The 14,385-nt window shown below is 61.8% G+C and carries 13 protein-coding genes and 2 pseudogenes; 5 read left to right on the top strand and 10 right to left on the bottom strand.

Annotation, left to right across the window (positions count from 1 at the left end; all coding sequences use genetic code 11):
- Nucleotide 1: 1 nt before the first annotated feature.
- Nucleotides 2–784, top strand: coding sequence for a molybdopterin-dependent oxidoreductase (locus tag AWB68_RS21735; RefSeq protein WP_087646413.1), 783 nt, complete (start codon nt 2–4; stop codon nt 782–784).
- Between the two features lie 42 nt (nt 785–826).
- A complete protein-coding gene (locus tag AWB68_RS21730; RefSeq protein ID WP_087646412.1) occupies nt 827–1,441 on the top strand; it encodes a hypothetical protein in 615 nt (204 codons plus the stop codon).
- Between the two features lie 61 nt (nt 1,442–1,502).
- Here the strand turns inward: AWB68_RS21730 and AWB68_RS21725 are convergent, their stop codons facing one another.
- The 3 genes from AWB68_RS21725 to AWB68_RS21715 form a co-directional block, all read right to left on the bottom strand.
- Nucleotides 1,503–1,892, bottom strand: coding sequence for a tautomerase family protein (locus AWB68_RS21725; RefSeq protein WP_087646411.1), 390 nt, complete (start codon nt 1,890–1,892; stop codon nt 1,503–1,505).
- A 52-nt stretch (nt 1,893–1,944) separates the two neighbouring features.
- On the bottom strand, nt 1,945–2,361 hold the full coding sequence (locus AWB68_RS21720; protein WP_087646410.1) for a MarR family winged helix-turn-helix transcriptional regulator: 417 nt from the start codon (nt 2,359–2,361) through the stop codon (nt 1,945–1,947).
- Between the two features lie 66 nt (nt 2,362–2,427).
- Nucleotides 2,428–3,837 carry an aminotransferase-like domain-containing protein gene (locus tag AWB68_RS21715; protein ID WP_087646445.1) on the bottom strand — a complete coding sequence of 470 codons (1,410 nt, stop codon included), beginning with the start codon at nt 3,835–3,837 and terminating at the stop codon, nt 2,428–2,430.
- A 157-nt stretch (nt 3,838–3,994) separates the two neighbouring features.
- Between AWB68_RS21715 and AWB68_RS21710 the strand changes: the two genes are divergently transcribed.
- On the top strand, nt 3,995–4,306 hold the full coding sequence (locus AWB68_RS21710) for a DUF2917 domain-containing protein (RefSeq protein WP_087646409.1): 312 nt from the start codon (nt 3,995–3,997) through the stop codon (nt 4,304–4,306).
- Between the two features lie 80 nt (nt 4,307–4,386).
- Here the strand turns inward: AWB68_RS21710 and acnA are convergent, their stop codons facing one another.
- From acnA to AWB68_RS21680, 7 genes and pseudogenes are all read right to left on the bottom strand, one after another.
- Nucleotides 4,387–7,104, bottom strand: a complete 2,718-nt coding sequence (gene acnA / locus AWB68_RS21705; RefSeq protein WP_087646408.1) for an aconitate hydratase AcnA — start codon at nt 7,102–7,104, stop codon at nt 4,387–4,389.
- A gap of 73 nt (nt 7,105–7,177) precedes the next feature.
- Nucleotides 7,178–8,629 (bottom strand): bifunctional 2-methylcitrate dehydratase/aconitate hydratase, encoded by a 1,452-nt coding sequence (locus tag AWB68_RS21700; RefSeq protein ID WP_087646407.1) that lies wholly within the window; start codon nt 8,627–8,629, stop codon nt 7,178–7,180.
- Nucleotides 8,630–8,680: 51 nt separating this feature from the next.
- Nucleotides 8,681–9,193 (bottom strand): hypothetical protein, encoded by a 513-nt coding sequence (locus tag AWB68_RS21695; RefSeq protein WP_087646406.1) that lies wholly within the window; start codon nt 9,191–9,193, stop codon nt 8,681–8,683.
- An 85-nt stretch (nt 9,194–9,278) separates the two neighbouring features.
- Nucleotides 9,279–10,454: a bifunctional 2-methylcitrate synthase/citrate synthase gene (gene prpC / locus AWB68_RS21690; protein WP_087646405.1), complete on the bottom strand. Its 1,176-nt coding sequence runs from the start codon at nt 10,452–10,454 to the stop codon at nt 9,279–9,281.
- A gap of 50 nt (nt 10,455–10,504) precedes the next feature.
- A pseudogene (prpB, locus tag AWB68_RS46690) lies at nt 10,505–10,603 on the bottom strand (methylisocitrate lyase); the annotation flags it as partial.
- 20 nt (nt 10,604–10,623) lie between these two features.
- Nucleotides 10,624–11,646 carry an HpcH/HpaI aldolase/citrate lyase family protein gene (locus AWB68_RS21685; RefSeq protein ID WP_087646404.1) on the bottom strand — a complete coding sequence of 341 codons (1,023 nt, stop codon included), beginning with the start codon at nt 11,644–11,646 and terminating at the stop codon, nt 10,624–10,626.
- 144 nt (nt 11,647–11,790) lie between these two features.
- Entirely contained in the window at nt 11,791–12,777 is a 987-nt protein-coding gene (locus tag AWB68_RS21680; protein ID WP_087646403.1) for a malate dehydrogenase, read from the bottom strand.
- Between the two features lie 577 nt (nt 12,778–13,354).
- On the opposite strand from AWB68_RS21680, the gene AWB68_RS21670 reads away from it, so the two are divergent.
- Both AWB68_RS21670 and AWB68_RS21665 read left to right on the top strand, forming a co-directional pair.
- A complete protein-coding gene (locus AWB68_RS21670) occupies nt 13,355–14,140 on the top strand; it encodes a GntR family transcriptional regulator (RefSeq protein ID WP_087646401.1) in 786 nt (261 codons plus the stop codon).
- Nucleotides 14,141–14,307: 167 nt separating this feature from the next.
- A pseudogene (locus AWB68_RS21665) lies at nt 14,308–14,385 on the top strand (succinate dehydrogenase, cytochrome b556 subunit); the annotation flags it as partial.

Below are 14,385 nucleotides of genomic sequence, written 5' to 3'. Positions count from 1 at the left end.
CATGTCGATTCGCAAGATTTTCTCGGGCGGCTCCGGTCTCGATGCCGATTCGATCATCAAGGATGCCCGCAAGGAATTGAAGGCGCCCGCGCGGCGTCTCTTCGGCAAGCGCATCCTGACGCTCGGCGGTCTCGCCATGCTGTCGGGCTGCGATCTCACCAGCGATAAATCCGTCAACGCGATGCTGCGCAAGATGTCGTCGTTCAACGACGACGCGCAGGCCTTGCTCTTCGATCCGAACAAGCTCGCGCCGACGTATCCCGAGTCGATGATCACGCGGCCATTTCCGTTCAATGCGTTCTATGACATCGATGAAGTGCCGGAGGTCGATGCTTCGACGTATCGGTTGCAGGTCGGCGGTCTTGCCCGGGGCAAGCGCGTCTGGACGCTCGAAGAACTGCGTGCGCTGCCGCAGGAAAGCCAGGTTACGCGACATATCTGCATCGAGGGATGGAGCGCGATCGGCAAATGGGGCGGCGTGCGGTTCGCCGATTTCCTCGCGCGCTCGGGCGCCGACACGACGGCGAAGTACGTCGCCTTCCGTTGCGCCGACAACTACTTCACCAGCATCGACATGCCGACCGCGCTGCACGCGCAAACGCTTCTGACGCTGACGTACGACGGTCAGGTCCTGCCGCCGAAGTACGGCTTCCCGATGAAGCTGCGCATGCCGACCAAGCTCGGCTACAAGAATCCGAAGCACATCATTGCCATCACCGTGACGAACGAATATCCCGGCGGTTACTGGGAGAACCAGGGCTATAACTGGTTCGGCGGGTCCTGAGCCGGTTCGTCGCTTTCCGTTGTTCCTTTGAAGGAGACTTGAATGTCATTGAAAATCAGATTCGGCGTCGGGCTTGCCACGCTCGTCATCGCTTCGGCTGCATTTGCGCAGACGCCCGCCGCCAAGCCCACGCGCATTCGCGGTGAAATCGTGTCGCTCACCGGCGACACGCTTACCGTGCATCGCCGCAGCGGCGATACCGTCACGATCGACGTCAAATCGGGCGTGCCGGTATCGGCGGTGAAGAACATCAAGCTCGCCGATATCAAGCCCGGCTCGTTCGTGGGCACGGCTGCGACGACCGGCACCGACGGCAAGCTGACCGCCACCGAAGTGCTCGTGTTCCCGGAAGCCGCGCGCGGCACCGGCGAAGGTCATTACGCGTGGGACCTCGGTCCGAACAGTTCGATGACGAACGCGAACGTGGATAGCGTCGTGGAAGGCACGAGCGGGCGCGACCTCAAGCTGTCGTACAAGGGCGGCAGCAATTCGGTGACCGTGCCCGAGAACGTGCCGGTCGTGACGTTCGCGCCGGCAGCCCGCAGCGATCTGATCTCGGGTAAGAAAGTGTTCGTGGTCGCGAGCCCGGTGAGCGGCACGCAGTTCGTCGCGCAACGCGTGCTGGTCGAGAAGGACGGCGTCGTTCCGCCGATGTAACTCTCGCTGTTGTTTGCGTGAAGGCGCCCGCCGGTTTCCCGCCTGGCGGGCGCTTTCACGTTCAATGGTGATAGCGGTATTCCTGGGTGTATCCGCCGTATCCATACGACGCGGCTTTCACATCCTGTACGTAGATGTAGCTCTCCTCGTGCAAGTCGCCGAGGATGCGCTCGAAGCCCTCGAACGCTTCCTTGATGTAGCGTGCCTTTTCGTCCTTCGTATTCGTTTCGTCGGTGATCTTGATGTCGAAGTAGAAGCTGTTCTTGTTCTGCTCGCTCAGCAAATGTCCGCCGACAACCCAGCTGTCGCGATCCACGAAGTCGATCGCGATGGCCGTGACGTCGCGCTTCTTGCCGAGGATGCGCGTAGTGAGATCGAGTAGCAGGCCGGAAATCTCGCGGACCAGTTCGGGCGACTTCCTGGCACTGACTTTCACGTTGAGAATAGGCATGGCGTTCCCTTTCGGTTGATAGTTAGCAATGCAACTATACGGGCAAAAAAAATCAGTCGAGGAGCGAGCGAATATTTTTCATCTTCGAGACGGAGTCTTCGAAATGAGCGCCGCCGAGCTTCCTCTTCAAGCGTTTCGTCACTTCCGCGCTTGCGGCGTTCAGTCCGTCCTTCATCGATTCGCCGAGCGCCGTTGCATGAATGGCGGACTCGCGGCCGTCACGATCCGTCGACCAGCGCTCGATCAATGCCAGCTTCTGCAAACCGTCGAGCGAACGCGTGGCGGTGGGACGCGAGATGGCGAGTCCGCTCGCGAGTTCGCTTTGCAGCAAACCCGGCTTGTCGAGAATCGCCCGCAGCATGAAAGCCTGCGACGGCGTCAAGCCGAACGGCTTGAACGCCTTCGTCCATTCGCGCTCAAGAACGCGAGCCAGCGCGGTGGTGTTGAAGTAGAGGCATTGATCGAACATGGGAGCAGTTTAGGATAAACAAGTTTGCTATGCAACTAGTTTAAGTGGACCTCAGCGCAATTCAGGCTAACCGCCCGCACGCTCCCCCATCGCCTCGAAAAACCGCATCGCGCGCCGATCGCCGGTATGCGCTGTATTAATGCGCACCCACGCGCACGCCTCCCCGTTCGGCCGGTAATAATTCCCCGGCGCGAGCGTCACGTCGAACTTCAGCGCTTCGTCGACGAGCACCGTCGAATCGTCGATGCCCGGAACCTTGGCCCACACGAAATTGCCGCCGCTCGGTTCATCGAAGACATCCCATCCGCACGCTTCCAGTTGCTGGACGGCGCCCGAAAGCGCATCGCGCACGCGCCGGCGCATGCGCTCCAGATACTTGCGGTAGGTGCCCCGCTCCAGAAGATTCGCCGCGACGGCTTCGCTGAAGCGCGTGCCGCCGAGACTCGTCAGCACCTTCACGTCGACGAGATTTTTCACGAGGTCCGCGTTCGCCGCGAGATAGCCGATCCTGAGCGACGACGACAGCGTCTTCGACAACCCGCCGATATAAATCACGCGATCCAGTTGATCGAGCGACGCGAGCCGTTGCGTCGGCACGGCCTGGAAGTCGGCATAGATATCGTCCTCGACGATGGAGAAACCGTACTGCTGCGCGAGTTGCAGCAGCCGGAACGCGACCTGCGGCGCAACGTTCGTCGCGGTCGGGTTCTGGAAAACGGTGTTGATGAAGAAAAGCTTCGGTTGATGCAGCTTCAGCAATGCCTCGGCGGCGTCGACGTCCGGCCCGTTTGCGAGCCGCGGCACGCCGACGAGCTTCACGCCCTGCAGCTTCAGCAGCCCAAACAGGTTGTAGTAGCCGGGATCCTCGACGAACACGGTGTCGCCCGCCTTCAGCATGTACCGGACGACGAGATCGAGCGCCTGGCTCGCGCCGCTCGTCGTCATCACGTTTTTCAGGTCGGTGTCGATGCCGAGCAATTGCATCCGCATCTGCACCTGATGGCGCAGGGTCGCGTCGCCGTAGGGCATCGCGTAGTCGATCACGCTGCTCACGTCCACGCGTGACGCATGGCGGATCGCCTGCGTGATGCCCTCGACGTCGCGCCACGACTCGGGGATGAACCCGCTCGAAAGCTTGAGCGTTTCGCCCGGATAGTTGAACTGCTGCAGGATCTGGCTCGATTCCTCTTCGGCCAGGCGCGGATCGCAGCCGCCGTGCGAGCGGTTCGCCTCATCGACGTGGCCGGCGACATAAAACCCCGATCCGTGTTTCGGCTGGATCAACCCAAGCGACGCGAGCCGGTCATACGCCTCGATCACGGGGAAACGGCTGATTCTCTGGTCGGCGGCGAGTTGCCGGATCGACGGCAGCTTCGCGCCCGCCAGCACGCGCCGCGCGCGGATCTGCGATTCGATCTGGTTGACGAGCTGATCGGTCAACGGCACGCCGGTTTGCGCGTCGATTTCGAGCTTCATCGTGCTCATTTTGTCCCTTCATTCCCGGTAAGTGTTCACCCGGATTTTCTGAACAGTTCGGTCAAACTGTTCGCTACTGTGCATTCACTCCATTCGACAGTATCTCAATAATGTCGTCAAGCGTTCCTTTTCGCGACGCGCACTCAGGAGCAGCAAAATGCGTGAAATCCGGACTTACGAACTCGATCGGCGCGATGTTCCGACTGGCTGGTTCATCGACCGTCCTCAAACCCTCAAGGTCACGCACGGCCAGCTTTGGGTCACGGTGGAAGGCGAGGCGGGCGACTTCTGGCTGAAGGCGGGCGACTCGATTGAATTGCAGCCGTACGCGACCATCTGGGTCAGCGCGACGCAGGACGGCGGCCGTTTCTCGATGGCGTCGGTGTCCGCACCCAGCAAGCACTGGGTCGAGCGCGCGGTCGCGTGGTTCGCGCGGCGACCGGCGGGCGCGCGAGTCATGGCGTCGTAGGCGAAAAAAAACCCGGCCGTGGCCGGGTTCATTGTTCCCGCGCTCTTCGAGCGCGGTCACCTGCAAAGCTTCAAATCGAATTACGCTGCCAGCAGCGAGCGCAGCACGAACGGCAGAATCCCGCCGTGCTTGTAGTAATCGACTTCGATCGGCGTATCGATACGCAGCAGCACGGCCACGCGCTGCTCGCTGCCGTCCTTGCGGCGGATCACGAGCGTCACTTCTTGCTGCGGCTTGATATTGTCGGTGAGATCTTCGATATCGAACGTCTCGTCGCCGGTGATGCCGAGCGTCTGCACGCTGTCCACACCCTTGAACTGCAGCGGCAGCACGCCCATGCCGACCAGGTTCGAGCGGTGAATCCGCTCGAAGCTGCGCGCGACCACGGCCTTCACGCCGAGCAGTTGCGTGCCCTTCGCGGCCCAGTCGCGTGACGAACCCGTGCCGTATTCCTCGCCCGCGAACACGATGGTCGGCGTGCCTTCGTCGATGTACTTCATCGCGGCATCGTAGATCGACAGTTGTTCGCCGCTCGGCTGGTGAATCGTCAGGCCGCCTTCGACGCGCGCGCCATCTTCCTTCGGCGGGATCATCAGGTTCTTGATGCGCACGTTCGCGAACGTGCCGCGCATCATGACGTCGTGGTTGCCGCGACGCGAGCCGTAGCTGTTGAAGTCGGCCTTCTGCACGCCGTTCGCCTTCAGCCACACGCCAGCCGGCGAGCTTTCCTTGATCGAGCCAGCCGGGCTGATGTGATCGGTCGTGACCGAGTCACCGAAGATGCCAAGCGGGCGCGCGTTCTTCACGGCCGGAATGCTGTCGGCCGGCTGCATCGAGAAATTCTTGCCGAAGAACGGCGGTTCCGCGATGTAGGTCGACTTCGGCCAGTCGTAGACCTGACCGGTTTCGCCCGCGATCTTGCTCCACAGGTCGCCTTCCTTCGTAAGCTGCGCGTAGTTCGCGCGGAACGCGTCGGCGTCGAGGGCGAACTTGAGGAGCGCGTGCACTTCCTCGCTCGTCGGCCAGATGTCGCCGAGGTAGATGTCGCGGCCTTCCTTGCCCTTGCCGACCGGCTCGGTCATCAGGTCGCGCGTGATGTTGCCCGCGATCGCATAAGCGACGACGAGCGGCGGCGATGCCAGGAAGTTCGCGCGGATGTTCGGGTGAATCCGCGCTTCGAAGTTGCGGTTGCCCGACAGCACGGCTGCCGCGACGATGTCATTCTTTGTGATCGCGTCGTTCAGTTCCGGCGTCAGGTCGCCCGCGTTGCCGATACAGGTCGTGCAGCCGTAGGCGGCGAGCGTGAAGCCGAGCTGGTCGAGATAGGGCATGAGGCCCGTCTTCGTCAGGTACTCGGTCACGATGCGCGATCCGGGCGCCAGCGAGGTCTTGATGTGCGGCGCCACGGTAAGACCGGCTTCGACCGCCTTCTTCGCGAGCAGGCCGGCCGCGAGCAGCACGCTCGGGTTCGACGTGTTCGTGCACGACGTGATCGCGGCGATCAGGATGTCGCCGTTCTTCACGTTGACGCCGTTGGTCGTCGTGTATTGCGCGTCCAGGTCCGCGCTCTTCTTCGCGAAGCCGTTTTCGCCGACCGGCTTCGAGAACAGGTCGGTGAACGTGCTCTTGACGTTGCCGATTTCGATCCGGTCTTGCGGACGCTTCGGGCCGGCCAGCGACGGCGCGACCGTGCTCAGGTCGAGCGTCAGCGTCTTCGTGAAGTCGATATCGCCTGCCTTCGGAATGCCGAACAGGTTCTGCGCCTTGAAGTAGTTCTCGAAGGCCGAGATTTCTGCGTCAGTGCGGCCCGTGCCCCTGAAGTAGTCGATGGTCTTTTCGTCGACGGGGAAGAAGCCCATCGTTGCGCCGTATTCCGGCGCCATGTTGCCGATCGTCGCGCGGTCCGGTAGCGAGAGCGTTGCCGTGCCTTCGCCGAAGAACTCGACGAACTTGCCGACGACCTTCTCCTTGCGCAGCATTTCGGTGACGGTCAAGACGAGGTCGGTCGCCGTCACGCCTTCGCGCAGCTTGCCCTTCAGCTCGACGCCGACCACGTCCGGCGTGAGGAAATACACCGGCTGGCCGAGCATGCCCGCTTCCGCTTCGATACCGCCCACGCCCCAGCCCACCACGCCGATGCCGTTGATCATCGTCGTGTGACTGTCGGTGCCGACGAGCGTGTCCGGGTAGTACACGGTGTCGCCGTTATCCGACTTCTTGTGCACGCCGCGCGCGAGATATTCGAGGTTCACCTGGTGCACGATGCCCACGCCCGGCGGCACGACCTTGAACGTGTCGAATGCCTGCATGCCCCACTTCATGAACTGGTAGCGCTCGTTGTTGCGCTGGAATTCCAGCTTCATGTTCAGGTCGAGCGCGTTCGGCTCGCGGAAATGGTCGATCTGCACCGAATGGTCGACCACCAGATCGACCGGCACGAGCGGCTCGATCGCCTTCGGGTCCTTGCCCGCGCGCAGCGCGACGCCGCGCATCGCGGCGATGTCGGCGAGAAGCGGCACGCCGGTAAAGTCCTGCAGCACCACGCGCGAGACGACGAACGGAATTTCGTCCGTGCGCGACGCGTTCGGCTTCCAGTTGGCGAGCTGCTGGATATGCTCTTCGGCGATCTTCTTGCCGTCATAGTTGCGCAACACCGATTCCAGCACGATGCGGATCGACACCGGCAGGCGCTCGATCTTGACGTTGAGCGCCTTGCCAAGCTGCGGCAGCGAGTAGAACTTGCCTTTGCCGGAACCGCTGTCGAATTCCTTGAGCGTTTTGTGGAGATTGTGGGCCATGATTTTTTTCCGTGGGTATTAAACGAGGAAATACCTTCGATGCAACGTTTCTGCTTGATGGACTAGATCACGACTAGATCACGTACAGATCGACGTATTCATTGACCGGCATTGTTTCGAGCTTTGCCTGATCGAGCGATACCGCGAGGATCGCCTGTTGCTGCTTTTGCGGGAAGCGGCGCGCGAGGTTCGTCCTGAACTTCTCGACGAGCAGCGGAATTCCATCCGCGCGCCGGCGCTTGTGTCCAATCGGATATTCGACCACGACCTCGTCGAACGTCGAGCCATCGTTGAATTCGACGGTCAGCGCGTTCGCTATCGAGCGCTTCTCCGGATCGAAATAATCCTTCGTGAATTGCGGGTCTTCGACGCATTCCATCCTGGCGCGCAACACGTCGATGCGCGGGTCCTGCGCGACCGAGTCTTCGTAATCGGCGGCGGTCAGGCGGCCGAAGATCAGCGGCACGGCGATCATGTACTGGATGCAATGATCGCGGTCGGCAGGATTGTCGAGCGGCCCTTTTTTATCGATGATGCGAATCGCCGCTTCGTGCGTGCGAATCGTGATCTTTTTGATGTCTTCGACGCGCTTGCCTGCCCTGGCAAGTTGCGCGTGCAGCGTCATGGCCGCTTCCACTGCCGTCTGCGAGTGGAATTCGGCCGGGAACGAAATCTTGAACAGCACGTTCTCCATCACATACGAGCCGTACGGACGCTGGAACTGGAACGCGTTGCCCTTGAAAAGGACATCGTAAAAGCCCCAGGTTTTCGCGGTCAACACCGACGGATAGCCCATCTCGCCGGTCTTCGCGATCAGTGCGAGGCGCACCGCGCGCGAGGTTGCATCGCCCGCTGCCCACGACTTGCGCGAGCCCGTGTTCGGCGCGTGACGATAGGTGCGCAGCGAATGACCATCGACCAACGCGAGCGACACCGCATTGATGAGTTCATCGCGCGTCAATCCGATCAACTGTCCGACCACGGCGGTCGAAGCGAGCTTCACGAGCAAAACGTGATCGAGCCCGACTTTGTTGAACGAATTTTCGAGCGCGATGCAACCCTGAATTTCGTGCGCCTTGACCATGCCGGTCAGGACGTCCTTCATCGTCAGCGGCTTCTTGCCGGCTGCGATGGCGTTGCGCGACAACCAGTCGGCGGTCGCGAGAATGCCGCCCAGATTGTCCGACGGATGGCCCCACTCGGCGGCGAGCCAGGTGTCGTTGAAGTCGAGCCAGCGGATCATCGCGCCGATGTTGAACGCGGCCTGAACCGGGTCGAGCTGGAATGGGGTGCCCGGCACCCTGGCGCCGTTGGGGACGATCGTGCCCGGCACGATGGGTCCCATCAGCTTGGTGCAGGCAGGATAGGAAAGCGCCTCGAGTCCGCAACCGAGCGTATCGATCAGGCAGTTGCGCGCCGTATCGAGCGCGAGCGTGCTGTCGACCTCGTAGTTGAGCACGTAGTCGACTATGTCTACGAGAACCTTGTCCGGATCAGGCCGGACGTTGGAAATCGGTGCGGACATCGAGGTTTCCTGATTTGAGTACGAACCAAGTACGAACCAACTAAACGATGCTTACTTCACGTCCTTGATCAGTGCGTTCGACTGCGTCGGAGCAGGCGCGCCCGTAGCCATCGCCTGCGTCACGCATTCGTCGGCGAGACGCGATTCGTCCTTGTCCGAGAACAACATTGCCTTCGTGGGGATCACGACCAGGTCCATCCCGGTCGCGAGGTCGTGGAAGCGGTCGGCGCCGGTCGTCGTGTCCTGGCGCGGCAGGCGGTAGTCCTTCTGCGCCCAGTGCACCGTGACGACTGCATCACGCTTCATGTCGCCTTTCAGATAGAAAGCAAGACCTTCCTTGCACGACCACTTTTCCGAGCCTTCCGGAATCGGGTCGGTCTTCGCGGCAGCCGCCGCTTCTGTCGTCGGCTTGCGCTTGATCAGGCGCTTGGCCGGCGCGGGACGCTTGGCCGTGGCCTTGGGGGTGGTAGCGGCATCGGTTGTCGCGGCGAACGCGTCGGTCGTGACGATCATGCTGGTGGTTGCCAGGGTGCCGACGAGTGCAGCGATCAGAAGTTTGTTCATCAGTGAAACCTTTCAAATTCGTGAGTGGTGATGGCGAGGGCCGCGCGGTTGGGCCGTGTCCGTGCCGTCCCGAACGCGCAACTCGCTATTTTCGCTTATTTAGCGGAAGAAACCTCAAATTCTCGGGGCCGGTGTAATTCGCGCTCGGCCGGATGATCTTGTTGTCGATGCGTTGTTCGATGATGTGCGCGCTCCAGCCCGCCGTGCGCGAAATCACGAAGAGCGGCGTGAACATCGCGGTCGGCACGCCCATCATGTGATATGACACCGCGCTGAACCAGTCGAGGTTCGGGAACATTTTCTTCGCGTCCCACATCACGGTTTCGAGGCGCTCGGCGATGTCGAAGAGCTTCAGGTCGCCCGCTTCCTTCGACAGCTTCTTCGCGACTTCCTTGATCACCTTGTTGCGCGGATCGGAGATCGTGTACACCGGATGGCCAAAGCCGATCACGACTTCCTTGTTCTCGACCCGGCGGCGGATATCGCTTTCGGCTTCATCGGGCGTCTCATAGCGCGACTGAATCTCGAACGCGGCTTCGTTGGCGCCGCCGTGCTTCGGACCGCGCAGCGCGCCGATCGCGCCGGTGATCGCCGAATAGAGGTCGGAACCCGTGCCCGCGATCACGCGGCCGGTGAACGTCGACGCGTTGAATTCGTGCTCGGCGTAGAGATTCAGCGAGGTGTGCATCGCCTCGACCCACGCCTTCGACGGCTCCACGCCATGCAGCAGATGCAGGAAGTGCCCGCCGATGGAGTCGTCGTCGGTTTCGGTTTCGATGCGGCGGCCGTTATGCGAATAGTGATACCAATAGAGCAGCACCGAGCCGAGCGAAGCCATCAGGCGGTCGGCGATATCCTTCGCGCCCGCGATATGGTGATCCTCTTTCTCCGGCAGCAACGTTCCGAGCACCGATACGCCGGTGCGCATCACATCCATCGGATGCGCTGAAGCGGGAATCCATTCGAGCGCCGCTTTCAGGTTCGCGGGCAGCCCGCGCAACGCCTTGAGCTTGGTCTTGTACGCTTTCAGCTCGGCCGCGTTGGGCAATTTGCCGTGCACCAGCAGATACGCGATTTCCTCGAATTCACATGAACTTGCGACATCGAGTATGTCGTAGCCGCGATAGTGCAGGTCGTTGCCCGTCTTGCCGACGGTGCAAAGCGCGGTGTTCCCCGCCGTCACGCCCGACAGCGCAACCGACTTCTTCGGCTTGAACCCGCCTGCCGCAGCCGGCGTTTCAGTTGTCCCAGTGTCGCTCATCGCACTACGTCTCCTGGTTCCATGCAACGTAATTGCCGCTGTGTCACACGCTACTTGTTCTGGCTGAACAGCGCATCGAGGTTCTGCTCGTACTCGTGATAGCCGATGCTGTCGTAAAGTTCATTACGCGTTTGCATCGTATCGACGACGGCGGAAGTGATCGTCATGTTCAGCTTCCTCTCTGAGACACTTCGGCGGGTTCGTCAGGGCCGAAGAGCGCCGCGGCGCCTTCCGGCAATGCCTGACCCGTGGCGTGCGCGCGGCGCAGCACCGACCAGTAATAGCGATAGCTCGCGCGATCGTGCAGCGTATCCTGGTAGCGTGTCGGGCCCCACTGCGCGGTCTGGGCCGCGAGCAGGATCGCAGCGGCGACATGGATTTCCTCAGCGCGTGGCGAAAAGGCCGCGACGATCGGCTTCACCTGATCCGGGTGAATGCTCCACATCCGCGTGTAGCCGAATTCGTTGCGCGCACGCTCGGCATCGCTCGCGACGACGCCCATGTCGCGCACTTCCGTCGATACGTTGTGCGACGCCACCTTGCCATGCGCATGGCACGCCGCCGCGATCTCCAGCTTCGCACGCCGCACGAGCGGATGATCGAACTGGCCGGGCGAGCGCATCGCGGTATCGGGGATCGCGCCGTTGTGCGCGGAGACGAAGTCCATGAGGCCAAAACTCAGCGCTTCGACGCCCGGCAGCGCGGCAAGTTCGAAAACTTCCTCGAGCGCGCCGTGCGTTTCGATCAGCAGATGGCAGGGAATGGGTTTCGCGATGCCGAATTCGCAGCGCGACGCCTCGACGAACGCGACCATTTCGGTGGCGTCGAAGACGCTGCGGATTTTCGGCAGCGTGATGTAGGCGGGTGCTTGCTTCGCGTTGCGCAAGATGATGCGCACGTCGTCGCGCCAGGCGCGGTTGTGGAAGTCGTGAATGCGAACGCCGACGCGGCCGAAGCGGTCGTCATCGCCGCCGATCAGCGACGCCACGAGTTCCGCATGCGCCGTTTCCAGACCGACTTGCGCGCCGTCTTCGCAATCGAGCGTGATATCGAACACCGGCCCGAGTTGCGCCTGCAACGCGAGCGATTTCTTCATCAGCTTTTCGCTGCCGGCATAGTGGTCGCACGGCGGCAAGACCGCGGGTTGCACTTCGCCGTCAAACAGCACTTCGGCGGGGGTGAGAGCGTGCATCGTCGGCGTCGGGTCGGATGGGAGAAAGGAAAGGGTGCCGATTCGAACGCGCTCGACATGCCTCAAGCGCGTTCGGATCGGCCGCGAACGCCTCGCGGCGCTCGCGTACGCGAGGAACCGTGAACCACGGCTCCTCAGCGAACCTTACTTGCCGAGCAGGTGCGCGACACCGTCGCGCTCTTCCAGCAACTCGTTCAGCGTGCCGTCCATCTTTTCACGCGAGAACGCATCGATTTCCAGGCCTTCGACGCGCTTGTACTCGCCGTTTTCGCAGGTCACCGGCACGCCGTACATGATGCCTTCGGGGATGCCATACGAACCGTCCGACGGAATGCCCATCGTGACCCACTTGCCGTTCGTGCCGAGCACCCAGTCACGCACGTGGTCGATCGCCGCGTTCGCCGCCGATGCCGCCGACGACAGGCCACGTGCCTCGATGATCGCCGCGCCGCGCTTGCCGACGGTCGGGATGAACGTGTTGCGGTTCCATTCGTCGTCGTTGATCAGCTTCGTGAGCGACTCGCCATCGACGGTGGCGAAGCGGAAATCCGGGTACATCGTCGGCGAGTGGTTGCCCCACACGGCGAGCTTTTCGATCGACGCGACCGGCTTGCCCGACTTCGCGGCCAGTTGTGACAGCGCGCGGTTGTGGTCGAGGCGCAGCATGGCGGTGAAGTTCTTCTGCGGCAGGTCCGGCGCCGAGTTCATCGCGATGTACGCGTTCGTGTTGGCCGGGTTGCCGACCACCAGCACCTTCACGTCGCGGCTCGCGACGTCGTTCAGCGCCTTGCCCTGAACGGTGAAGATCTCGGCGTTGGCCGACAGCAGGTCCTTGCGCTCCATGCCCTTCGAGCGCGGACGCGCACCGACCAGCAGCGCGACGTCGGCGTCCTTGAACGCGACTTTCGGGTCGTCGGTGACGACGACGCCCGTGAGCAGCGGAAACGCACAGTCTTCCAGTTCCATCACGACGCCCTTCACGGCGCCTTGCGCTTGCGGCAGGTCGAGCAGTTGGAGGATCACCGGCTGGTCTTTGCCGAGCAGATCGCCGTTGGCGATGCGGAACAGCAGCGAGTAGCTGATTTGACCTGCGGCGCCGGTGACGGTAACGCGCTTTGCGGACTTAGCCATTGAAAACTCTCCTGAACGGTGCGTGAGACGCTAGGGAAAACGCCATTTTATGCGCGTTACGCGAAGCGTTGATGAAGCATGTCGGCCGTGCTCTCCGGAATCATGCTGGAACGCCGTGCAATCACATCACGCTTATCGCGCGAGCGCCAACGGACATTCGACCTGCATGAAGCGCGGCGGCGCGGCTGCCATGCCAAGAATCTTTCTTCTGAGCGTGAAGTATGCACGGACGGCGCCGCCGGGTCTCGTCGCGCAGGAGGCGTTTTCGAGGGGGCGCGGGACGTTGCAAGGCAGTGCACAGGCAGCGGCGGGCGGATCGAAAGCCGTTCGGCGTGAGGCGATAAGCGGCGGGGCGTGCCTCGTGGCATAGTGCGCGTGGTGCGTCGACCGAAAAGCCGGCCGAAGCGCTTGGGGCCGACATTTCCACCGGCCCCGCAATGACCCGCAAACCCTTGCTCGCCAAGGAGTGTAGGATTCACGGGACGTAAAGTCAACAGTATCTTATGTCTTATATAAGACATAGGAATCGACGGGAAATGTCTGGACGCCGCGCAGGCGTTTATGATGAAATGCGCGCATGAATTCAAACCCGGCGACGACGACCCCCACGAGCGGCGCTGGTGCGACGGAAGTCGCACCAGCTTCGTCGCCGACATTCAGTCCGCTTTACCAGCAGATCAAGGCGCTCATCACGCAGGGGCTCGAGTCGGGCGAATGGAAGCCTGGCGAGATCATCCCGAGCGAAGTCGAACTGGCGGCGCGCTACAAGGTGAGCCAGGGCACGGTGCGCAAGGCGATCGACGAACTCGCCGCCGACAACCTGCTCGTGCGCCGTCAGGGCAAGGGCACCTTCGTTGCGACGCACAATGAAGACCGCGTGCAGTTCCGCTTCCTGCGCCTGCTGCCTGATGATGGCGATGTCCATCCCCACGTGAGCCGCCTGCTCGAATGCAAGCGCCTGCGCGCACCCGCCGAAATCGCGCGCCAGCTCGATCTGAAGCCTGCCGATCCGGTCGTTCTTATCAAGCGCTTGTTGCAGTTTGACGGCGAAACCACCGTCTTCGATGAAATCTGGCTGCCGGGCGCGGTATTTCGCGGCCTGACGGCAGAGCGTCTTGCCGAGTACAAAGGTCCGCTCTACGCGATGTTCGAGACGGAGTTCGGCACGCGCATGATTCGTGCGACTGAGAAAGTCCGCGCGATCGCAGCCGATCCTTCCGTGGCCGAATTGCTCAATGTGGCCGAGGGTTTTCCATTGCTGTCCGTTGAACGCGTGTCCTATACCTATGGTGACCGTCCGGTCGAAGTGCGTCGCGGATGGTATGTCACGACTGGCTACTATTACCAGAACGACTTGAGCTGAAGCAGGTGATGAACGAGCAGCGCGCCGGACCGTGACGATGCGCATGTCTCTCGCGAACGCGTTTGTATCGCGCATGGAAAAGGAATCTTATGCGGCGTTTCGCTGCAGCGCGATATAAAAAGGCGCTAAAATCGCGGATTAGTGTGATAACAAAGTTGGGGTCTAGCATGGCTGAAGCCGTAAAAAAACCAAGGCCCGAGTTCCGTAACATCGGGATCGGTCAACTCGCGAAGTATCGCCTGCCG

This window comes from Caballeronia choica (genome assembly GCF_001544535.1).
Lineage (GTDB): Bacteria > Pseudomonadota > Gammaproteobacteria > Burkholderiales > Burkholderiaceae > Caballeronia > Caballeronia choica.
This window is presented reverse-complemented; position numbering and strand designations above follow the sequence as displayed.